At 52.1% G+C, this 22282-nt stretch carries 23 protein-coding genes; all 23 read right to left on the bottom strand.

Annotated features, from left to right (window positions below):
- Positions 1–3: 3 nt before the first annotated feature.
- The 23 genes from FMR86_RS08760 to FMR86_RS08655 all read right to left on the bottom strand — a co-directional run bounded on the left by FMR86_RS08760 (position 4) and on the right by FMR86_RS08655 (position 22119).
- On the bottom strand, positions 4–903 hold the full coding sequence (locus tag FMR86_RS08760) for a beta-ketoacyl synthase chain length factor (protein WP_163350719.1): 900 nt from the start codon (positions 901–903) through the stop codon (positions 4–6).
- A complete protein-coding gene (locus tag FMR86_RS08755) occupies positions 900–2090 on the bottom strand; it encodes a beta-ketoacyl-[acyl-carrier-protein] synthase family protein (RefSeq protein ID WP_163350718.1) in 1191 nt (396 codons plus the stop codon). Before FMR86_RS08755 ends, FMR86_RS08760 begins: the two co-directional genes overlap by 4 nt.
- Positions 2091–2094: 4 nt before the next feature.
- Complete coding sequence (locus FMR86_RS08750) at positions 2095–2373, bottom strand: phosphopantetheine-binding protein (RefSeq protein WP_163350717.1); 279 nt, start codon at positions 2371–2373, stop codon at positions 2095–2097.
- Positions 2364–3260 carry an acyltransferase gene (locus tag FMR86_RS08745; RefSeq protein ID WP_163350716.1) on the bottom strand — a complete coding sequence of 299 codons (897 nt, stop codon included), beginning with the start codon at positions 3258–3260 and terminating at the stop codon, positions 2364–2366. The genes FMR86_RS08750 and FMR86_RS08745 overlap by 10 nt, the downstream gene beginning before the upstream one ends.
- A gap of 15 nt (positions 3261–3275) precedes the next feature.
- Positions 3276–4433: a DUF2062 domain-containing protein gene (locus FMR86_RS08740; RefSeq protein ID WP_163350715.1), complete on the bottom strand. Its 1158-nt coding sequence runs from the start codon at positions 4431–4433 to the stop codon at positions 3276–3278.
- Entirely contained in the window at positions 4423–5817 is a 1395-nt protein-coding gene (locus FMR86_RS08735; protein ID WP_163350714.1) for a lipid biosynthesis B12-binding/radical SAM protein, read from the bottom strand. Before FMR86_RS08735 ends, FMR86_RS08740 begins: the two co-directional genes overlap by 11 nt.
- Before the next feature lie 14 nt (positions 5818–5831).
- A complete protein-coding gene (locus tag FMR86_RS08730) occupies positions 5832–6308 on the bottom strand; it encodes an acyl-CoA thioesterase (RefSeq protein ID WP_163350713.1) in 477 nt (158 codons plus the stop codon).
- Positions 6308–6694, bottom strand: coding sequence for a 3-hydroxyacyl-ACP dehydratase FabZ family protein (locus tag FMR86_RS08725; RefSeq protein WP_163350712.1), 387 nt, complete (start codon positions 6692–6694; stop codon positions 6308–6310). The genes FMR86_RS08730 and FMR86_RS08725 overlap by 1 nt, the downstream gene beginning before the upstream one ends.
- Positions 6695–6697: 3 nt before the next feature.
- Complete coding sequence (locus FMR86_RS08720) at positions 6698–7219, bottom strand: hypothetical protein (RefSeq protein ID WP_163350711.1); 522 nt, start codon at positions 7217–7219, stop codon at positions 6698–6700.
- On the bottom strand, positions 7212–9464 hold the full coding sequence (locus tag FMR86_RS08715; protein WP_239057184.1) for an MMPL family transporter: 2253 nt from the start codon (positions 9462–9464) through the stop codon (positions 7212–7214). Before FMR86_RS08715 ends, FMR86_RS08720 begins: the two co-directional genes overlap by 8 nt.
- A gap of 141 nt (positions 9465–9605) precedes the next feature.
- Positions 9606–10238: an outer membrane lipoprotein carrier protein LolA gene (locus tag FMR86_RS08710; RefSeq protein WP_163350709.1), complete on the bottom strand. Its 633-nt coding sequence runs from the start codon at positions 10236–10238 to the stop codon at positions 9606–9608.
- A complete protein-coding gene (locus FMR86_RS08705) occupies positions 10226–10723 on the bottom strand; it encodes a 3-hydroxylacyl-ACP dehydratase (protein WP_163350708.1) in 498 nt (165 codons plus the stop codon). The genes FMR86_RS08710 and FMR86_RS08705 overlap by 13 nt, the downstream gene beginning before the upstream one ends.
- Before the next feature lie 15 nt (positions 10724–10738).
- Complete coding sequence (locus tag FMR86_RS08700) at positions 10739–11770, bottom strand: radical SAM/SPASM domain-containing protein (protein ID WP_163350707.1); 1032 nt, start codon at positions 11768–11770, stop codon at positions 10739–10741.
- Positions 11771–11786: 16 nt separating this feature from the next.
- On the bottom strand, positions 11787–12185 hold the full coding sequence (locus FMR86_RS08695; RefSeq protein WP_163350706.1) for a hypothetical protein: 399 nt from the start codon (positions 12183–12185) through the stop codon (positions 11787–11789).
- A gap of 44 nt (positions 12186–12229) precedes the next feature.
- A complete protein-coding gene (locus FMR86_RS08690) occupies positions 12230–12982 on the bottom strand; it encodes a lysophospholipid acyltransferase family protein (protein ID WP_163350705.1) in 753 nt (250 codons plus the stop codon).
- A gap of 35 nt (positions 12983–13017) precedes the next feature.
- The gene (locus tag FMR86_RS08685) at positions 13018–13272 is read right to left on the bottom strand and encodes an acyl carrier protein (protein ID WP_163350704.1); all 255 of its coding nucleotides are present in this window, start codon (positions 13270–13272) and stop codon (positions 13018–13020) included.
- Positions 13272–14498: a beta-ketoacyl synthase gene (locus tag FMR86_RS08680; RefSeq protein ID WP_163350703.1), complete on the bottom strand. Its 1227-nt coding sequence runs from the start codon at positions 14496–14498 to the stop codon at positions 13272–13274. The genes FMR86_RS08685 and FMR86_RS08680 overlap by 1 nt, the downstream gene beginning before the upstream one ends.
- Positions 14480–15976, bottom strand: a complete 1497-nt coding sequence (locus FMR86_RS08675; RefSeq protein ID WP_163350702.1) for an NAD(P)/FAD-dependent oxidoreductase — start codon at positions 15974–15976, stop codon at positions 14480–14482. The genes FMR86_RS08680 and FMR86_RS08675 overlap by 19 nt, the downstream gene beginning before the upstream one ends.
- Positions 15976–17193, bottom strand: coding sequence for a beta-ketoacyl synthase (locus FMR86_RS08670; protein WP_373682466.1), 1218 nt, complete (start codon positions 17191–17193; stop codon positions 15976–15978). Before FMR86_RS08670 ends, FMR86_RS08675 begins: the two co-directional genes overlap by 1 nt.
- Positions 17194–17220: 27 nt before the next feature.
- Positions 17221–17943, bottom strand: coding sequence for a 3-oxoacyl-ACP reductase FabG (gene fabG, locus FMR86_RS08665; protein WP_163350700.1), 723 nt, complete (start codon positions 17941–17943; stop codon positions 17221–17223).
- A 72-nt stretch (positions 17944–18015) separates the two neighbouring features.
- Positions 18016–18189 carry a hypothetical protein gene (locus FMR86_RS20390; protein WP_203544825.1) on the bottom strand — a complete coding sequence of 58 codons (174 nt, stop codon included), beginning with the start codon at positions 18187–18189 and terminating at the stop codon, positions 18016–18018.
- Positions 18190–18256: 67 nt separating this feature from the next.
- Positions 18257–19741, bottom strand: a complete 1485-nt coding sequence (locus FMR86_RS08660; RefSeq protein ID WP_163350699.1) for a diguanylate cyclase — start codon at positions 19739–19741, stop codon at positions 18257–18259.
- Positions 19742–19803: 62 nt separating this feature from the next.
- Positions 19804–22119 (bottom strand): PAS domain S-box protein, encoded by a 2316-nt coding sequence (locus tag FMR86_RS08655; protein ID WP_163350698.1) that lies wholly within the window; start codon positions 22117–22119, stop codon positions 19804–19806.
- Between the last annotated feature and the right edge of the window lie 163 nt (positions 22120–22282).

Raw genomic sequence — 22282 nt, 5'->3', positions numbered from 1 at the left:
GGATCAGCTTTGCGGGGTCAGGGAAATCAGCCCGAAGTTGTTACCGGTTTGTTCGATACAGCAGCTTTGCTTTTTCTGCATGGTTGCTGCGACCAGTTCCGCTCCTGCTGCACATGGCATGTCGGACTGCTGCGTTGCTTCAGCTGAAATATTCAGTTTTGCCAGTCTGTCCAGTGATTTGGCAGGGGTCATGACCGCTTCGGGCAGTTCTTCTTTTTGCAGTTCACGTGCGGAAAGAGTTGTGAATTCCAGAGTGCCGTATGCAGATCCATCTGTATCTTCAGCCGGGCCGAGCAGGAAAAAACAAGCCCCTTCACCCACCGGGACAAACTCTCCCGTATGTCCTTTTCTCACCAGCAGGCGGCGGGTATTGGTTTCCAGCAGGGGAGTTTTTTCATCCACCAGTCCGAGGAGTACCTTTTTTACCCGTCCTTCAGCCAGCCAGCATCCGGCAGTTTGCAGTCCGGCCATAAGCGGTCCGTGCAGCTGGCAGATCGTTGTGTAAGGCTTGGGATTATTTAGGAACACGGACATGGTCGCAGCCGGGATATTGTGTACTGAATGGGAAAATGCCAGCGGGGAGGCGCAACCCGCCCCATGGTCGATGATGGAATCCAGAAATTCGAAGATGGTCTGCGAGGGGCCGTACCCGGTGCTGATGACAATCCCCATGTCTTCCGGCAGGGGTAGCGGTGTTTTCAGGTCTTCCTGTACTGTTCCTGCTGTGTCGTGCAGGGCGCGGCATCCGGCCAGCATGGTCATGCGGGTAAAATGGTCCACCCGGCGCAGACGGCGGGCCGCGAAATAGGTGTTCAGGTCGGAGGTATCGACGGAGTTTCCGGCGTCTGCCAGCGTGTGGTCAGGCAGGGCTGTGCCGATTCCGTGCAGGGCCAGTCTCATCATGCTGCCCCCTTTTTGAAAACAAGAGCGGAATTATTTCCGCCGAAAGCCAGTGAATCGCTGAGTGCGTACTTTGCGTCAATGGCGGTTTTTTTGCTGACTGGGATTGCTTTAGCCCCTTCGGCTGCTTCATGGAAGCCACTGGTGGGGGGAAGCAATCCGTTTTGCAGGGACATAACCGTCATCACCGCTTCCACCGCCCCGGCTGCACCGAGAGTGTGTCCGGTGAAGCCTTTGGTTCCGGTGAACGGGGTTGTTGGGAAAAGTTCGTTGATGACCTGCCCTTCAATGCGGTCATTGTTTTCGGTTCCGGTGCCGTGGACATTGATGAAGCCGATTTCGGATGCGGAAATTCCGCTGCGTTCAAGGGCATCTCTTACGGCCTGTTTCAGTCCGCTGCCTTCGGGATGCGGGGCGGTGAGGTGGTGGGCATCGCAACTGGTCCCGTAGCCCATGACCTGAGCTATGGAATTCAGTTCAAGTTCCTGCATTGTACTTTCGCTTGCAAGGATGAGTACTGCCGCGCCCTCGCCGAGATTGAGACCCTGCCTGTCCTTATCAAAGGGACGGCAACGTTGCGGGCTGGTGATCATCAGCCGTGAGAATCCGGTGTAGGAAATTCCGCTCAGCGCGTCCGCGCCCCCGGCAATAACCAGATCGCAGAGTCCCAGCCTGATCCATGAAGCCGCAATACCGATGGCATCAGTACCGGAAGAGCAGGCGTTGGTTACGGTCTGTACCGGGCCGTTGAATCCATATTTCTCTGCCACTGCCGCAGCAGGGTTGCAGTGCAGGTAGCTTTCAATGACCTCAAGGTCCGGTTCATTGCCTTCGCGCCATTTCTGGTAAAAGGATTTGAAGTTGAGCGAAGCCCCGGTGGAAGAGCCGATGCAGGTGCCTATTTTCAGATTGTCCAGCTTGTCCGCAGTCAGTCCGGCCCGGGCCAGTGCTTCATCCACAACCGGGAAAAGCAGTTGCATGGTTTCGGTCAGCGGGGGATTTTGTTCCTGTCTTTTGATCCATTCCTGCGGCACAGCGAAAACAGGGGATTGCATGGTCTGGTCGTATGAAAAACCGGGCGCAAAAACAGGCTGGACATCCCCATGCAGCATGGTTTCAAAACATGCACGGGTATCCTTTCCGGCGGCGCAGATACAGCCATGGCCGCAGATGCTGACGGGACGGTCCATTCTTCTAAGCCTGTCTTTCCTTGATGAAGTCCACAAGGCTGTTCACGGATTGAAAAGCAGCCTTGCCTTCTTCCATGTTCTTGATTTCCACATTGAAATTTTTCTGGACCAGCACCACGATTTCCACCGCGTCCAGCGAATCAAGGCCGAGGCCTTCCCCGAAAAGGGGGGCGTCATCTTCGATTTCGTCTACGCTGACGTCTACAAGGTTGAGCTCTTCGATGAGCAGCTCTTTAAGTTTGGTGTGCAAATTTACCTCGGTATAAAGAATTGTTAATTCCACATGTTGTAGAAATTGTAGAACTGGTAAGGGTTTTCCTGACAATACCTTTCCAGTTCAGCGGAAAATTTCTGGGCATAGGGGACAAATGCTTCAGCCCCGCGCACTTCCCCTTTGCCTGTATCTGCGGGTAAGTGAATTATTTTTGCGACCCGGAAAATTCCTTCCCCTGCTTTATTACGAGTGGAAAAAACCACGGCAACAGGTGTTTCTGTTGTTGCCGCGATTTTGAACGGGGTGATGGGCAGTTCGATTTTTCCACCCAGAAAATCCACCTGAACATTGTGCCTGCTCTCGCCCATGGTCCGGTCCCCGTTGATGCAGAGCACCGAATTCTCCCGCAGGGCGGTGAGCATCTCAAGTGTTCCGCCCATGGGCGCAGCCGGATTGATGACCGTGATTTCCTTCCATTTAAAGGAATGTTTGTCCACGTTTCCGCGCTCCATGAGCATGACCACGGCCTTTGGGGCGTCCAGAAAATCGAGGTAGGAAAAACCCATCTGCCAGCAGCCCACATGCCCGGTGAGCAGGATCAGCCGTTTGTGCTCGGCGTATAGCTCCTGCAGGCAGTTCTTGTCTTCAGCAGAGCCGATGGCTTTGAAATCACCCAGTATGCGCAGTACCGCCCGGTCCACCAGCATTTTGCCGAAGTTCCAGTAGAGCAGAAAAGTGTGCTGTTTTTCGCCCAGCCATGCCTGCGGCCCGAATCTGCGGCGGATATATTCGGCGGGCCTTTTGCTGACACCGGGCAGCAAACTGTAAAATCCGACCACAAAAAAGAGCAGCCCGTAAGCTCCATGTCTGCCCAGAATGCGGATTATCCCGTAAAAAATATTATGGAAAAATGCGGGTGCCAGACTTCTGCTGGACCATTTCTTTTTCTTTTCCATGCCGGATGCCCCGAATTACTGCTGCGGTTTCATATCTAAAAAACGTTTAATGGTAAACGCCATAATGTAAATCGCAATTCCTATAATTATGGCGAATAACGGCCCCAGCACCAGCGAACCCAGCACCCACTCGTAAAAACGGTCCAAAGCCTCGTAGCCCAGCGTCTGCAGTGAAATTTCGGTCAGGAAGCGGTCATAGCGCAGGTAGTGTCCTGTCTCGATGCACAGGGCCGGAACCAGCGGCGGAATGCACAACTGGCTGACCGCCAGCCCGGTGATTTTGCTCAGCCGGAAGAATCCGCAGAAAAGGATGATGGCAATGGAATGCATGGCAATGAGCGGCAGGGTGCCCAGCAGCATTCCCATGGCCCCGGCGATGGCCAGATTGAGCGGGGTTTCATCCTTGGAGAGCAGGATGCGCAGCGAACGCAGGGGGTGGATGGGGGTGATTTTGCCTTCATCATCCTTATCGTACTGGCGGTGGGGCACCGGAACAAAAGAGCGCATGGTCAGCCGGGTGTTCAGCATGGAGATGCGCACATTATCCTTTATGGCGTCAAAGTGGGAAACCCGTTCCTGCGGGTCGGGATAGTGAACTTCAATGGGCAGGTCTTTGAGATCGTATCCGGCCCATGCTGATTTGACCAGAATCTCTACCTCAAAGGCGTAGCGGGTCTCTGAGGTTTTGGCCACTTCGAAAATTTCCAGCGGGTAGGCCCGGAATCCGCTTTGCACATCACTGAGTTTGATTCCGGTCTGGACCCGCAGCCAGAAATTGGAAAAGCTGCGCCCGAACTTTGAAGCACCGGGCACATTTTGGCCCTGAAAATTTCTGCTGCCCACGAAAATTGTTTCGGGAGACTGCTGTATGGCTTCGATAAAAGTCGGTATCTCTTCCGGGAAATGCTGCCCGTCGGCATCAATGGTGATGATGTGGGTTTTGCCCAGAGCGCGTGCTTTTTCCGCAGCGGTGAGGATGGCCTGACCCTTGCCGAGATTCTCATCATGGCTGATCAGGGTCAGGTCAAGGTCGCCGACTTCTGCCGGACCGCCATCGGTGCTGCCGTCATCCACGATGAGCACTTCGCCGTAATTCATGGCCCGCCGGGCCACATCTCGCAGGGTTGCGCCGTGGTTGTAGACCGGGATAACGATCAGCGGTTTAACCTGCATGAGCGGAACCTGCGGTTGGTTGAGAAGATATTTTATTTGCGGGCTGGTCATCAAATTTTATCAATTGATCCCAGAGAATTCCCCGGAATCCGAATTTTTTCATAATGTTAATGCGTTGCTGTCCTTCATCCGGAGGGAAGAGCCTGTCTCGGCGTTTCTTGAATCCCTGCATCAGGGCCGCGTTCATTTCGTCTTTATCGAGCCGGGGTGAGAAATAGTAGAAAGGTTCAAGCAGCGATTGACCGGCCCGGATTAAACCCTCTTTAACTGCTCTTGTAAAGAGCGGAGTCCCCTCGTGCAGCCGGATACCGGAAAAGGGGAAAACCACGCAGCTTTGCAGGGAATTCATGTTCTTGATTCCCTCACGGACCGTATCCATTGTTTCGCCGGGGCCGCCGAAAATCACAAAATGGGCGCAGGGAATGCGTTGGGTCACACATTTTTCATTGAATTCTATTACTTCGCCGAAATTAAAGCTCTTGTGCAGCCCTTTGAGGGTGGTGTCGCTGGTGGCATCGGTACCCACTTCCATGGCCTGCAACCCGGAACGTTTGAGCAGGGCAAGCTCGTCATCTTCAATGGGGCCGGGCTGGAAAAATCCGCACCAGCTGATTTCAATTTCCCGGCGTACTATTTCTTCAGCCAGCAGCAGGTAATGACCTGCGCGGTCATTGAGTACGGAGTCGGTGAAAAATATGTTGTCAGCCCCGTAGTTGCGGAGCATTTCCAGTTCGTCTGCCACCTCGCTTACCGGGCGGACCCGCATTTTGCGTCCTTCCAGATAGGGGTAGGTGCAGTATGCGCAACAGTGTTCGCATCCTCGCTTGGTCTGTACATTGATGACCCCGCTCTGGGCAATGTAGTAGCGCAGCAGCTGCGGTTCCCAGCGTGGAACAGGGATTTCGTTTCCGGGGATGCCCTGTTCCCTGCCGTAAATCTGCTCTGCAGCCCTGCCTGCTTCCAGACGTCCGATAAGCTCGACCATCTTCCGTTCTCCTTCGCCCACAATGCCGTAATCAGCCCCGGTGAACTCAAGTATTTCTTCCGGCAGCAGGGAGAATCCGGCCCCCCCGGCAATGACCGGGATTCCGGCCTCTTTCAGCACATCCACAATGAGCTTGGCCTTGTGGATGTATTTGTTGCTGTGCGAGGTGAAAGAATCCACATTATCCACATTGCGGATGGAGATTCCCGCGTAATGCGGTGCGGCTCCGGTCAATGAGGAACGCAGATGTTCAAGGGAGTTTCCGCTGGCCAGCATATCGTACTGGATGACTTCATGCCCGGCGTCCTCCAAAGCTCCGGCAATGACCGACATGCCGATGGGATAGACCGGATACGGCTCGACATTGGTATTTGCGGAAATAAGGAAAATTTTGGCCATCAGTATGTCCGGACCTACTTGCCGTGCAGGGTCTGCAGGTTGCCGTTTTGCCACTTTTCACAGAGTTCAGCAAAGAAATCAGGCTGGTACATCATCAGTTCATCGTCTTTAACAAAGAGCTGTACCGTGCATCCGGTGGTGGCTTTTTCCCCGGCAGCATCGCGGATGATGAATTCGTAGTTCATGCGCGCGGCTTCGGTCCAATGAAGCAGGGTTTCAATGCTGAAAGAATCCCCGAAACGGAGGGGTTTGATGTAATCCACCTGCATTTTTTTGATGGGCGCGGCCACCTGATAGCGGTAGAGATCCATGTAACCGATGCCGTAGAGGTCGCCCAGCGCGGTACGTCCGTCTTCGAAATAACTGGGGTAGCGACCGTGCCAGACAATATTCATGGGGTCCACTTCCTCGAAACGGACTTTGCGCTTAACCACATGGCGCAGCGGTTCCGGAGCTCCTTGGATTTTTGGAAAATATGATTTGCGGGCCATTAGAGTCCCTCCGGTGCGAAGATAAGCTGGTAGGTGGCGGCGGTATCACCTTTCACGGCAAGTGAGCAGATGGAAATATGGTTCAGCCCTTTGGTTTTGATGGATAATTTCAGTTCAAGTTTTTCCATAGGGCGTATCGGACGCAGGAATTTGCAGCGGGTTATGGATTGCAGGCTGAGTTTTTCAGCCGGGAACTCGCGCTTAAGGGCTTCCATGGAAGAGGTCTGGCCGAGCATGGTCTGGATCACTCCGGGCAGGATGGGATTGCCGGGGAAATGTCCGTCAAAACCGGGGAATGATTCCTTGAAAATGTATGTCCGCGTGTATCCTGCATCGGATTTTTCAAGATCGCTGCAGCTCTTGGAAATATGTTCGGTGAGTTCCATGGGTCAGGAATCCTTTTGCGTTCCGGAGTTGAGAAAAAGCTCAAGGGTGTAGTTGCCCTGCGGATCGCTGATGACGGTATGGGCGGCAAATTCGCGGTTGCCGATAATTTTACTGCCCTCGGTTACAATGTTTGATCTGGAGGAAGCAGCGGATTGCGGGGCGAGATACATCGCATAAATGCAGCGCATGGATTCATCGTAAAAAGGTGGAATCATGCGCAGGAAGGGGGAGCTGAAAAGCTTTCTTGATTTAAAACCGCTCGCCCCGTCAGCAATTATTTCAGCCACCAGCAGTTTCATGCCCATATCGTTCATCATGACCACCCGTGCTGTTTTCTGCTCTGGTTTGAGTTGCAGCATGCCGCGCAGGGGCAGCCGTTTATCCGCAATGGAGAGTACCCCGGAGTGTTTCAGCAGATAAGTGGATGAATTTTCGGTTTTAGCAGGGACGGTTGTGCTGCGTGATGCGCATCCGGTCATAATTATAAAGACCAGCAGGAGCAGCAGAAGTTTGAGCTTACACACGTCCTTCCCCCTTCAGTCTAAGCAATTGCGGCAGCACGAAAACCGCGCAGCACAGGGCTGCGCTGATCCCGATTGCCACCGTTGCTCCCAGCGAATGCAGGGAGGGATGCTTGGCAAATACCAGAACCCCGAAGCCTGCCAGAGTGGTCAGGCCCGATATTTTGACCGCTTTGACGGTCCATACGGAGGGTGTTCTTATTTCCTGAAAAACCATGAAGATTCCGTAATCCGCTCCGAGGCCGATGACAAGCGGTAATGCCACAATGTGAAAAATATTGAGCGGGATCTGCAATATTCCCAGCAACCCGAAGGTCACCGCCACCCCGAAAACTGCCGGGAAAAGGGCTAATGCTGCACGGCGAAAATTGCGGAACAGGCTGAAAATAAGCAGGGTGACCATAATCCCGGAACAGCTGATGAACTTGATGATGTCCCGTTTCATTTCATGTTCCAGTGCTGATTTGAAGCGGGATTGGGAAACGAGACGCACGCCCAGTTCTTTTTCTTTTTGCGGGGTGTAGTAATCAAGCACCTGTTCATTGTCCGGGAGCAGGGTGATGATTTGTTCTTCAGCACTATTATCGCTGACAGGGAGAAACATTTTAGCCAGTGAAGTCAGCGGACCGGAGCGGAAAATTTTGGCATTCAGGTTTGGTGCAGGACTATAAATGCGATTAATTGCCGGGGTGAATGCATGGGCTGTAAAGCCGATTTTTTTTGATTGCTGAGTAAGATCGTGTTCAATTATTGATTTTCTGCCATCCCAGAATTCGTCCCAGCGCAATCTGTTTTTCTGGGCCGTTATGGCAGAAGGAAGCACGGGTGCGATGCTGACCGCCTTCATGTCACTGAGGTTATTACTTATGTCAGCCCATGCTTTTTCATTGTTATGCAGGGCTTCGTCCATTGTTTTTCCGTAAGCAAAGAGCATGGAGCTGGAGCGCATACGGCCCCATTTGTCCTGAAAATGTTCTTCGGTGCGGGATAGATCACTGGAAATGTAGCCCAGATTTTTAAGTTCAGTGTCAAAATTATTGCTGAATGCGGCTGCAATTGAGACAACAAGAATAATAAAAGCAGTCGCGAGGAGGAGTTTTTTATGGCCTGTTTTTTGGAATGCAGGCTGATTTTTTTGCTGGTCGGGAAATGAATTGCAGAAGCGGGGCACAAAGATCAGGGCATAAACGCCGGCCGCGACTATCCCGGCTACGGAAAATAAAGAAAGCTGGCGTATGCCCGGAATGCCGGAAATATACAGGGCGGTAAAGGATACGCAGGATGTTGCGGCCCCGAAAAGTACAGGTTTGCCGACCTTGCGCAGGGCTGCGGGCTTATTCTGCGGCTTTTCTGCCAGCGCAAAATAGGTGTGCACCGCAAAGTCAATGGAAATGCCCATGAGCACTGCCCCGAAACCGATGACGATTGCCGACATATCTTTATAAATGAACGCGCAGCAGCCCAGTCCGGCCATGATGGCCACTCCGGGCGCAAGGAAGATTGACAATGCCCCCCGGTTGCGCAGGGCCAGAAAAAAGAGCAGGGACAGCGCGCAAAGAGAAATAATTGAGACCGTAAAAATGTCCCGTTTAATGACCGAGCTGTTGGCTGCGGTGTAGCTGTGCCCACTGATCATTTCCATACGGATGTCAGTTTCACTGAGTTTGCTTTTTGCTAAAACGCTCGTCTTTATTTGTTGAAAACGGTCCAGAAGCTTGGGACTGTTTTTGGAATCGGTCATGGGAATGTTTGAGTCGGCTACGATGAGCAGTGCATTTTTTCCGGCAATAAAATATTGCCCGGAGCTTATTCTCAGGCGGGGCAGATTCTGTAACGAACTGATTTTTTGCAGGTATATTGAGCGCAGGTTAAGCGGGTCAGCAGCGAGTGTTTTGCGCATGCCCATTCCGGCCGGGGATATCAGCTGTTTTTTTGTCTCGTTTAAATTGTTTTTTATTGCTTCTGTAGTGGTTAATTCATGCAGTTTTTTCAGGTCCGCTTGCGTTGTCAGGCTTGGTGCCTGTTGCAGTAGAAAATTAATGACCGCGCGTGGATCAATTTCGGAATTGTCTTGCACTGAAAGCAGTGGGGTGTTCATTCTGCGGGCGAAATCTCCGGCAATTTCAGTGAGTTTTTGTTCTTCAATCCTTTTACTGGATATGGAAATGAGTACTTTCCCGGCCAGCGGTGCCTTTTGAAGTAGTTCAAAATCGCGTTTGATTTCACCATTTTCTCCACTGGGAAGCATGGCTGAAATGTCTTCGGAAAAAGAAACCGAGAGCAGTGGGACAGAGCAGAGCAACAGGAAAATTAGAAGAATAAGTGCGCTTTTAATGGAAGTTTTTCTGAACTCTGATGTGCGACTAAGTGGGGTGTGGGAAATCATTTTTTACTCTTTTAAGAAGATTTCCTGCGCTAAATTTTGGTTCAAGTGCACGTTGGAAAAGATGATTTTTGTGTAATCTCCGCCCGGTTCGTGCAGTTCAATGGACTTGAGGTGGCTGGCTTCTGGGGCAAAATAGATGCGGATCAGGTTTAAAAATTGTCTGGTCTTGCCGGATTTCGGGGTCAGTTCCATCACTGCCGGGGAATATTTTGTGACTTTAATGGAGTAAAGGGATTGCAGCCATGGGATGTTCATGGTCGTCCAGGCCATAATCTGCTCAGATATAATTGCCATTTCCGGGGAAGTTTCCGTGTTGAACAGGCTTGCTTTCTTGTCTGTCCCGTCCCATTTGAGGCCCGTTTGTCCTTTGAGCAGGAATCCGGAAACAAAAGGGGTAGTATATTCCCAGCGCAGGTTTTCCGGGCGCGCAAAGAAGAATCTGCCCTTGGATTCCATTACATCGGCAAAAAGTTTAATATGGCTTTGCTGGGTGAAGTCGCTGCTGATGGTGGTTATTGATTGTGATTGGGCTTGCAGCTTTTTCAGAAAATCAGCTTGCTTGTCAGCAAAAACATTACCCGCCGAGAGAATCAGCAGCAGGAATGCCAGCAGAATTGATTGTTTTAAAGCTGCCATGAGGATACGGTTTCCCCGGATTTTAATTGCGCTGCCAGTTCGGCCATGGATTCATCCTGCGGCACGAAGAGCTTGATTTTTCCCTCGGCAAGAACGTTGCCTTCCCGGCTGACACTGCCTTCCACAACGGCGAACCCGTCAAAATCACCCACAGTATGTACGCTGATCAGCAGTTCACTGCTCTGCCATCTGACATATCTTGGTTGGGGGATGATTTGAAACTTTTGTACTCCCACCAGATAGCCTTCCGGTACGGGCTGCCCCAGTGTTTGCAGATGGTATCCGCAAACAGCCGCGTAAGTCTGCGCCACCAGTTCAATGTAAAACGGTTCCAGCACCTTGCCGTCCGGCCCAAGGGCAAGTGATTCTGTGGAAAGGTCGGCCAGTGCTGTTCCGCTTTCCTGATCGGCAGTGAGGATACTGTCGATAAGTAACATTTGCCCGCGGTGGGGGAGCAGCTTTTCAGCCTGCATGGGAAGTTGCATTGATGACTCCGGAAATTAGTTGCGCCAGCAGAGCGGGTCGGATGAAAGATAGTCGCCGTTCAGGTGATGGGCCATGCCACGGCAGCCGTAGCATTCAGTATTTAAATCGCAGCTTTTACACGGTCCGGTAATGGTCTGGCGGATGTTACGCAGATTGTTAAACACATCACTCTGGTCGATGATTTTATGCAGCGGGTCGGTGCGCAGGTTGCCTGCGGAAATATCCACTCCCGGACAGGGAATCACATCCCCGGTGGTGGTGATGGTGCAGGAATAAAAATGCCGTTTACAGGAAAATGCGGCCACGGGCGGTTTCGGTTCCCAGTCTATGCCGAATTCCTCACGGTCAATGCGTGATAGTTCGTCAAAGAGTCCCCCGATTTTTTCCGGGCTTAAGGCCAGCTCCACATGGTCTTTGGCCCGTCCCTGATCAGTGATGGTTTCAAAATAGGGGATAATATTGCGGCTGCGCAGCCAACGCCACATCTCCGGAATTTCCGTGAAATTCTGGCGGCAGATGATGGTCTGTGCGCCTATGGGAATATTTCCTGCGGCGTACCCGGCTTCCAGCAGGTTGTTTAGTCCCTCGCGGATTGCTTTGTGGGAATTTTTTTTTCCGGCCAGCAGGTCCTGTGTATTCGGATCAAGGCTGTTGAATTTTACCACCGGCTGCACGCCGAGTTTATATAATTCAGTTGCGATCTCCGGGGTGATGCGGGTGCCGTTGCTGAAAAGTTCCATTTCCAGACCGAGTCCGTGGATGTAGCGGATGACATCCATAATGCGGGGGTAGAGCATAGGCTCCCCCCCGCCAAGGATGATGATTTTACGCGCGCCGAGGTCCCGGCACTGGTTTACAGCGTCGGTAATCTCATCAAAGTCCAGCTCGTTTTTGAGCTTTTCACCGGATGCGGCATAGCAGTAAATACAGCGCAGATCACAGACCCGGCTGAGTTCCAGTTCTGCGGTGAGCAGCTGTTTGTTTTGCAATGCGGATTCAATTTCAGCCCCGGTGAAGGGGCTGCCCCAGCAGCGGTTGGAATTCATTTTTCGTTAATCCGGTTTAGTTCAGACGACTGAGTTCGAGGTTGATGGAGTTGGCAAGATTTTTAATCCAGGCATTATAGTTGCTGTGGATAACATTGCCCTTGTGTTTCAGGTTGGTACTGTCTTTGTAATTGATGCTGTAATTTTCCGGGGTGTAGGTAATATCCACAATGGCCTGATGTGAACGGATGTTCAGGGTGGCGACAAGGTGTCCGGGAGCAACGTCGCTCATCTGCCAGCCACGGTCATACCCACCTCTGATGATGGCATTTTTTACCTGTTTCATGGTGAGATGTGTTTCGTTGGGGGTTGCGATGGGGGCCAGTTCAATGTTCTGGATGGGGGCGGTTCTGCATCCGCCGAGAAAAAGTGCGCAGGCAACCAGTACAAAAGCAACAATACGGAGATTTCTCATCTGTAACTTCCTCGTCTTCATAGTTAAATTTGTGAAAATCGCTGTTACGCTTCCTGATTCATTTCGCGAATGCAGGAAATCATAGTGCTTTTAACCGCACGACGCAATTCAATATGTGCGTTATGCTTATTTCGGAAATGTTCCGGATGAATGGGTTCAAGAATTTTGCTGCGGACTTTTGTCGGGCGGATCAGCATCCCGCCGCGCGGCAGCATGCGGTAGGTTCCTGTTATGCAAAGCGGTACCACCGGAAGTCCGGTCTGCATGGCAAGGTGGAAGGGGCCGGAATGGAATCGTCCCAATCTGCCGTTTTTGCTGCGGGTCCCTTCGGGAAAGAACATGAGCGTGGCCTTTTGGTCCACTGCTTGTCGTGCCTGCTTGACAATATTATCCAGATCGTCTGTTTCCACGTTTATGTAGCCCGCAAGTTTCATGTAGAATCCGTAAAATGGAATCCTGAACGGCCAGTTGCGCACGGCCATGCAGATGTTCTGCTGCGGCTGGAATGAAACAAGGTAGGGATCGAAAAATGATTCGTGGTTGGCGACAATGATGCACGGCGAAGGCAGCTCCCGCTGCTCCGGCCATTTGATGTCTGCAAACAGGGATAGCAGTTTTGAACTGGTCCAGCCGTAGTACCAGATCATCCTGCGCAGGGTTTCCGGTTTGTCCCATTTCAAAACACGGGTGAAAAACAGGTAACAGAGCGGCGATATTACTACCCCGGTCAGGGTCCAGAGAATTATGCTCAGGTATATTCCGGCGTTGATCCAGATGAGTTTTACAAACGTGGGCATGGGTGAGATTGGGGGAGAAGGCAAAGCCGCTTGAATTAAGCGGCTTCGTCTTTTTTTGCGAGAATGAAAGTGTGCAGGTCACCGAGGGTGCGGATGGATTTAAAAGCTTCATCCTTCTTGATTTTGATCCCGAATTCCTGCTCCAGAACGATAACCATGTCCACAGCGTCGAGGCTGTCGAGGTCAAGGTCGTCCTTGAAGGCTGCTTCGGGAACCAGCTCATCCATCTCCAGCTCGAATTCATCGGCCAGAGCGGAGTTGATGCGTTTAATTATTTCTTCATCTGTCATTATGCTCTCCTCAATACAAGCGATGTATTGATACCGCCAAGGGCGAAGTTATTTTTCAGCGCATATGTAATTGGTCTTTTCTGCAAATGCAAGGCGTTGTTTAAAACAGAACATTCTTCAGCTGGGTTGCGCAGGTTAGCCGTGGGAATAATTGTACTTTCCTGCATCATACGTATTGTCGCAATGGTCTCGATTGCGCCGCTGGCGGCCATGGTGTGGCCCAGATGTCCTTTTAAACTGCTTACTGGGGGCTTGCCTCCCAGCAGATCGGCTACGGCCTGTGCTTCGGATGCATCGCCCTGCAAAGTCCCGGTGGCATGGGCGTTGACGTAGTCGATGTCTGTGCCTGATATTCCGGCATCTTTTAATGCTTCGGACATGCTGAGGGCAATGGCATCCGCACTGGGGGAAGCCATGTTGCTGCTGTCGCACAGGGAGGAGAAACCGCTGATCTCCGCCAGAATTTCAGCTCCGCGCGCTGTGGCATGCTCATAGCTTTCCAGCAGTAATATTCCGGCCCCTTCGGAGCAGACAATGCCGTCCCTTTCGGCGTCAAAAGGCCGCGATGCGGTTGCAGGATCATCTTCCCCGGAAGTGGAGGCCGCTTCGATAATGTCGAAAGTACCCACGGTCAGCGGGTGCAGTTCATCAGTGCCCCCGCAGAGCATGACATCCTGCTTTCCTGCGGCAACGGCTTCCGCAGCCAGTCCGATGTTCTGGCATCCGGTGGAACAGGCCGCCGAGGCTGCGATTACCCGCCCGCTGATGTTTAAAAACTGGGAGAGGTTGGCGGCGGCGCTGTGGTTCATGATTTTGAAAAATTCGGTGCTTTTGATGGCTTCAAGGGAATTCTCAGGCAGATAGAGCTTGAAGAATTGTTCCAGAGCCTGCGAACTACCGGTGGTGGAGCCCACGGACAGCCCGGTCCGCCCTCCGCTAAGCGTAGCTTCATCAATCCCGGATTGTTCAATGGCTTCCAGAGCGGCCAAAGCTGCGAAAATGGAAAGATTGGACATGGTCCGCCGGGCCTTGCGGGGGATGGCCTTGGCGTTCACTTCCGGGACCCTCCCGGCAATACGCGGACGTAGACCTTTCACCGCGTCCAGTTCTTCCATGCGGCTGATGCCTGAACGTCCGGCAACAAGTCCGTTCCAGAGTTTTTTCACTCCGCTGCCCAGCGGGGAAATTGCCCCCATTCCGGTAATGACTACGCGTTGTAAATGCATTGAAGTTCCTCGTGGATTTTTTCGTGTCCGCAGATGAAGCCGCAGGTCAGATAAGCTGATACCACCGCGCCCATTACCCCCGGTGCGATGATGGATTGCCCGGCCAGCAGCAGCCCTTTGATCTTGGTGGCCGGAAGGGGATTGTATTGCGAAACAGTGTGCGCGGCCCCGTACATGCTGCCGAATGGGGACTGGCAGTAATCGCGCAGGGTCAGCGGGGTGGCTGCGTCAATAAATTCTACTTTTCCGAGCAGTTCCGGGCAGCGTTTAAATACCTGTTTTTCAAATTCAGCCATGACTGCAGCTTTAAAATCCAGATAATCCTGCGGTCTGTTCTTCAGGCTTGAATCCTTCCACTTGCTGAATTCTGTAAAACTGTAGGGCATGATGGCGGTTACGCTCTGTTTCCCGTCACTGTCGAGAGTCTGTCCGGCGGAAAGGAATATTGCGTTTTCGGCCATTGCGGTTTCTCCGGATAAGACCTTTTCGTAATCTGATTCCGGCCAGAGGTAGATGTTGCGCCCCTGCAGTTCTTCAACCGGATTTTCGGCAATGCCGAAAAGGATCAGCGCGGAGACTGTTTCCTGCAGTTCGTTGATTCTGCGTTTGTATACCGGACGGAAAGCTCCGTCTTCCACACAGCGGAGCATGGCCGCAGGATGGGCGGACCAGATGCAGATTCTGCCTTTTAACTCCGTTCCGTTATCCAGCAGCAGGGATTTGAAATTTTTATCTTCATCATGGTTGATGCGCACTGCTTTCTTTTCGCAGAAAACATCCACCCCGTGTTTTTTCAGCTGCTTCTGGTAGGCATCAACAAGTGTTTTGCCGCCGCTTTCAACAGTATGTGAAGAACGGAAATATGATCCGGCCACAAGGGCGTGGGTGGTCAGCATGGCCTGCCGGGGCGGGGTGCCGTAGAGCAGGGTGTGGCAGCAGAGCAGATCTTTTAATTCCTGATTGTCAGTGATGGAATCAAGGTAATCTTTCAGCGATCCGTTGTCGTCATGGGCGGCGGATTCCAGATTGAAATCCAGCTTGAAATTCAGGAAGGACGATGATTCAAAGATGGTTCTGATTTGATCAAGATATTTGTCGATGGCTTCTGTTTCAGCCGGAAATTCACGGTGCAGTGTCCGGCGGACCCGTTCATAGCCGTGGGGCAGGCAGATTCGTTTTTTTTGCTTTTCAAAATGGAAGCAGTCGCAGCCGTCTTTATCGAAAGGTATTTTGATCAGATCATCGCTGATACCCAGATGTTTGAAATATGTATCCAGCGGATCTTTGTCACCAAGTCCGCCGATGAGATGGACTCCGGTTTCAAAATGGACGCCTTTCCTGTTGAACCCGCGCACCGTGGGACCGGGCAGGGGAAAAGCTTCCAGCAGTGCTACTTTGTATCCCTGCTTGGCCAGCAGCAGGGCCGAGGTCATGCCGGAAATCCCGGCACCCACAACTATGTGATCGTATGCAGTCATCAGAATTCAAGCACAAGGCAGGAGTTTGTGCCGCCGAAACCTGCGGAGTTGAGCAGTGCCTTTTGCGGTGGGCGAAAGTCGGTTTCAGTGAGGATGTTCAGCCCTGCCGTATCGTCATCGCCCCCGCTGAAATTAATGTTCGCTGCAGTGAATCCGTAGCGGTTCATGAGCGTGGTGTAGACCACCTGACTGGCCCCGGACATCCACAGTTCGTGTCCGGTCATGGATTTTGTGGAGGATATGCGCGGACTGTTTTTGTGCAGGTCCGGGCCGAAAAGGGTCTTGATGTTGGCGGCTTCCGCTCCGTCCCCTGCCGGGGTGGCGGTGGCGTGGGCGCAGATATAATCGATATCTGCCGGGGATAATTCGGCTTGCTGAAGTGCTTTGGCCCCGGCCCGTGCCAGACCTTCACGTCCGGGAACTGAAATATGTTCGCCGTCCGATGAAAACCCGTATCCGCTGACCGTGCCCAGGATTTCCGCTCCGCGTTTTTCGGCCAGATCGTAGCGTTCAAGCATGATGGCAGCGGCCCCGCCGCTGGGTACCAGCCCGTCGCGGTCTTTATCAAAAGGGCGGCTGGCCTGCTCCGGGTTGTCGATTCGGGTGGAGAAAGCCCCAAGTCCGTCAAAGCTGCACATGGACTGCCAGTTCACTTCCTGCGCCCCGCCGCAGATGATCCGCTCCTGCTGGCCCATGGCAATGAGTCCCATGGCCTGACCCACGGCATGTCCGCCGCTGGAACAGGCCGAACTGATGGTCCACGCTGCGCCGCGGGTCTTGAAAAGGGTGTTCAGGTTCATGGTCACACAGGAGGTCATGGAACGGAAAACCGCGCCGCTGCCGATGAGCGAGGTTTCGCCCCGTTCTTTGAGCAGCTCCACCTGATCAAGGGCGGCAATGCAGCTTGAATCGCAGCCGAAAATCAGTCCGCTTTCATCATTGTGCAGATCATCTTCGCCAAGGCCGGATTGGTTAAGGGCCTGTTTTGCGGCCGCGTAAGCCTGTACCGCGAAGTCGGGCATGGTTTTGCGCTGCTTGCGGCCCAGCCATTTTTTGGCATTGAAATCCTTGATGACCCCGGTCAGCGGGCTTTCAAAGCCGAGCCTGATCCGTTCTTCATCAACAGCAATGCCGGAACGTTTGTGTTTGAGTGCTTCGGCAATGGTTTCAAGATCCGAACCCAGAACCGATACGGCTCCGATTCCTGTGATAGCCACTTTGTACAAGGAAAGTACTCCGTCGGATTAGGTATGAATTCCGCCGTTTACAGCGATGGTCTGCCCGGTGATATAAGATGCTTTGTCGGAGCAGAGAAATGAAACCACTCCGGCTACTTCTTCCGGGGTGCCCAGCCGTTTCAGGGGGATCTGGCCTTTGATCTGGTCTACGGGCAGTTCGGCCACCATGTCTGTTTCAATGAAGCCGGGGGTAACCGCGTTGACCAGAATGTTGCGCTTGGCAACTTCCACGGCCAGAGAGCGGGTGGCTCCGATGAGTCCGGCTTTGGCGGCGGAATAGTTTGTCTGTCCGGCCACACCTGTTTCACCGGAAGTGGATGCGATGTTGATGATCCTTCCGGTCCGTTTACGCAGCATGCGTGAAACAACAGGCTTGGTTACATTAAAGAATCCGCTCAGGTGGACCTGCAGCACCTTGTTCCAGTCATCGGAAGACATCATCATCATGATGGAATCGCGGGCGAATCCGGCGTTGTTAACCACGATGTAGGGAACCTCCTCCTGCAGGAGAGGGGAAAGAGCAGCTTCCACTGCATCTTCATCTGTAACGTCAAACTTGAGCAGGGTGCAGGTGCGGCCCATCTCATTGATGGCTGCGGCTGTTTTTTCCGCGCCCTCGTCATCGCTGCGGTAATTGAGCCAGATATCGTAGCCGTCTTCAGCCAGTTGCAGGGCTATGGCTGCGCCGATGCCTTTGCTGGCCCCGGTGATTAAAGCAATTTGTGACATATTTTGTCCGGGAAAGTCGTTTAAAGCAAAAAGGGGCTCAGGGCCCCTTGTCTGCGAAATTATGTGTTAAAATTACATGTTGTCGTCTTTGGAATTCCGGCCTTCTTTGTAGCCTTCATGGAATTCGCCGGGCATTTCCTTGACTTCCTTGACAGCCTGACCTGTGGCCTTGCCGATTTTTGCACAGCCAAGGGAAGAAACCATAAGTGCTGCAATGATCAGTGCAGCTGCGATTCTGGTGACCATATTTCCTCCAGCATGTTTTTATGTTGTCACTAACTAATCCGGTCTTTTAAAAAATGTCAATTCTGGATTATAAGGCGCAGCCGGTGAGTACTGCCAGTCGGTTGCGTCCCTTTTGTTTGGCTTCGTAGAGGGCGGCGTCTGCTGTTTCAACCATCCGGGCCGGGGTTGTCAGCTGCCCGCTGCTGACCGCAAGACCGATGCTGATGGTCAGCCAGTGTGTTTCCCCGTCATGCTCAAATGGTGTAGATTCCACCGTGCGGATCAGTCTTTCCCCGATGGCGGTGGCTGTTTCGTGATTTGTTTCAGGAAGGATCAGGGCGAATTCATCACCTCCCAGCCGGGCCAGCAGATCTTTGATGCGCAACTGTCCTTCAATGACTTCTGTCAGGTGGCAGAGTCCTTTGTCTCCGGCGGTGTGCCCGTATGTGTCGTTGAGCTTCTTGAAGTGATCTATATCAAGAAAAAACAAAGAAAAAGGAGATCCTACGCTTACGGAATAATCAATAAATTCCTGCAAGCGGTGTTCGAAAAGGCGACGGTTGGTCACCCCGGTCAGCGGGTCGGTAACCGCTTCCTTCCGCAATCGCTGTTCTTCCCGTTTGCGTTTGCGTATGTCTATTAGAATCCCGGCCAGCTGTTCGGGTTTGCCGTCCTCGCTGCTGCGCAGGTTACCGATAAGTTCTACCCAGCGCAGGTCTCCGCAGTCAGTAAATAAGCGCAGATCAAAGCGGAAAACACCCTTGCGGTCTCCGCCCAAATAACTGCGGGCTGAAGCGAGCAGGGGACGGCGGTCCTGCGGATGGATCATGTGCAGGGCTTTATTCAGGGAAAACCGGATGTTATCCGTGGGCACCGGTACTGAGTGCAGCAGTTCCGGTGAGCACCAGATCTGTCCGGTCTTGAAGTCGAATTCCCAGACGCTGCTGTCGGTCAGTTGTTTAAGAATGCTGAACTGCCTGCGTTTTGCGCTGAGCCGGTCACGCAGCACGGCATTTGAAATAAGGTATCCGGCGGTTTTAAGCAGGGCAATTTCCACATCCGACCAGTCATAAGCCCTTTCGCAATCGTCAAACCCGAGGGTACCCCACCATTGATCTTCAACCATGACCGGGATGGTCAGCATGGATTTAATTTTCTGAATTTCCTGACTGTCTCTCAGCCAGCCCGGTTCAAGCTGTTCAGTGATCATCTTCTGCCATTCACCGCGCAGCCTGCTTTGGATGGTCTCCCGGTATTCCGGGCGGTCTATCTTGTTGGTGAACATACTGAACATGGGCATATCCAGTTGTTTGTAGCGCGGCGCGGCAGCCCATTCGAATGTGTAGTTCTGGGTGATGTGCGTATCGGTGATTTCGATGGTCTGGAAAATCCAGACCCTGCTGACACCGGTTGCCCGGCCAAGGGCCTCAAGAAGATCGTTTACTCCGTCCGGCCAGCCCTTGCCCGCAGTCAGTTCTTCAGCACTGCGGGCAATTGCCGAAAGAACTGCGGAATTGGACCCCTCTTCATAAGAGGTGCCGATGTTTGAAAAATTGCCTGTATTTATACCCATAAAAATCCGTAATTCAGTCAGGTTGCTTGTTAGTCTGGTCTACGCAATTGCCGGATATGATCTCAGCTGAGTTGCAATATTTTAAGGATTACCTTGCGCAGCTCCTCTTCTTCCACCGGCTTGGCAATGTAATCGTCCATCCCTTTTTCAATAAACTGGTCTCGGTCACCCTGCATGGCGTAGGCGGTAATGGCGATTATGGGGATTCGTTTGTTGTGCGCCCCCGCCTCCCCCATACGGATGGCTTCTGTTGCTTCAAGGCCGTTCCTTACCGGCATCTGCACATCCATGAGTACCAGATTGAAATCTTCGTAGAATAATTTATCCACAACCTGTTGTCCGTCAGTGACTGTTTCCACTGTGAACCCGAGCTGTTCCAGATACCGTTTGGTGTAAAGCCTGTTAATCTTCTCGTCTTCTGCCACAAGAATCCGGTATTGCTCGAAAGAAGAGATAATTTTCGGTTCGGCGTCTCTTTCTTCGGGGAAAAGTTTTTCGCTTTCCGGCAGGGCAAAAGGAATGGAAACATGGAAAGTAGTGCCCTCGCCGGCAGTGCTTTCAATGGAGATGCTCCCGTCCATCAGTTCTACCAGCCTCTTGCAGATGGAAAGTCCCAGTCCGGCCCCCTGATACTGGCGGGTGTATCCCTGATTTACTTGAGTGAAGGATTGAAAAAGCACATCCATTTTGTTTTCGGGGATGCCCACTCCGGTGTCTTCCACCGAGAACAGCAGATGGCTCTTCCCGTCGGAAAAATGGGGCAGTAGGATCGCATCAATCACAACATGTCCATCATGGGTGAATTTCAGGGCATTGCCGACAATATTGGTAAGAATCTGCTGTAGTCGTGCTGAATCACCGATTACGGTGCGGGGAAGGTCCGCGGCCAGTCTCAGCTCCAGTTTGACCCCGGAATGGCGCGAGGTGACTTCGAAAAGCTCGAAGACATGCTTCAGCTCTTCTGCCGGATTGAATTCCCTGTAGCAGAGGGAAAGTTTGCCCGCTTCCACCCGGGCCAGATCAAGAATGTCCGAAAGAACGTTGTTCAATCTTCTGGAAGCCTGCATTGCCGCGTTGATGTATTCGCCCTGCTGTGCCGGAGGCTCATCTGCGTCCATGAGTTGCAGCATGCCCATGATCCCGTTCAGCGGGGTGCGGATCTCATGGCTCATGTTAGCCAGAAATTCAGATTTAGTATTGCTGGCTGCTTCTGCTCTTGCCCGCTCCTGCTCAACCCGTTCAAGAGCGTTTTTGAGTTCTGTCACATCGCGGACAATGCCTTCCACTCTGACAGGATTGCCCTTTTTGTCATAAAGGGGGACGTTGCTTTGCTGCAGCCATTTTGTTTTACCGTAGCGGTCAATGATACGGTATTCCACAAGGGGTTCCATCTTTCCGTAGGCCATATCAAGCCATTGCTGGTGCATGAAATCCTGAAAATCGGGATGGATCAGGTCAAAGAAAAATTGGGAATTTTCATAAAAAGTTCCGGGCGGAAAACCGGTTATGTCCAGACAGGAAGGGCTGACGTATTCAAATTTTTTGTTCGGTACTGAAAAGCGGTAGATGAGGTCTTTGGAATTTTCAGCGATGGTCTTGAAGCGGGACTCGGTTTTGGCCAGATTTTTTTCCATTTGTCTGCGGGCGGTGATGTCTTCCAGTGAGGCGATTACTTCAGTGGGATTTGCCCCCTTTTCCACCGGGTTGAATACTGCCCGGATATAGCTGGTTTTGTTTCCGGTTACAGAGGTATAAAAATCTTCGTATTCTGATGTTTGGCCTTGCGTTGCTTTTTTTACGGCGGCACTCATCTTGGGGTTGCTGTGCCTGATGGAATTGAAACCGATCAGCTTTTCTTTGTCTGCCCCCATGAGTTCGATAAATTTTCGGTTGCAGTCAATGATGGTTCCGGTTTTGTCAAAACGGATCATTCCGTGCGGAGAGTGTTCAAAAATGAGGCGGTGGCGGTGCTCACTGTCGCGCATCTGCTCTTCGGCTCTTTTACGTGCGCTTATATCCCGCAATGCTGTTACGCGAAGAGTCTTCTCCCCTTCATGAATAGTGCGGCCCTGTATTTCGCAGTGAAAGGTTGTTCCGTCCTTGCGCAGGGCCGTGACCTCATACGGTTCTTCATAGTTGTTCAGGATATTTTGTATAACCGTTTCCCGGTCTTCGGGGACAATCCACTCGGTCCCGGCCCGGCCGACTGCTTCATCGTCAGTATAGCCGAACATACGCTGGGCTGTACTGTTTTGCTCAAGACAGATCCCTTTGTCTGAAATGAAAATTGACTCGAATGTCGCATCCGCAAGCCTGCGATATCGTTCTTCGCTGTACTCCAGCTCTTTGGGTGTATTTTTTATTTCCTGATCTTTCATCTGTTCTCCGAAAAGATATTTACACTCAAGCTAATGGGAAACATTGGCACGATACAAAAAAAAGCATGTATTGTGAATTAGTTGTCGCTTTTTTTTCTTAATAGGTGTCCAATTGGAAATGCATTGTTTTTGTTATGCCAAATGATTGTAATTGAAACAGCAG

Origin of the sequence: Desulfovibrio sp. JC010 (assembly GCF_010470675.1) — a bacterium.
GTDB lineage: Bacteria > Desulfobacterota > Desulfovibrionia > Desulfovibrionales > Desulfovibrionaceae > Maridesulfovibrio.
Note: the sequence above shows the minus strand (reverse complement) of the source record. Positions and strands in the feature narration are given on the sequence as shown.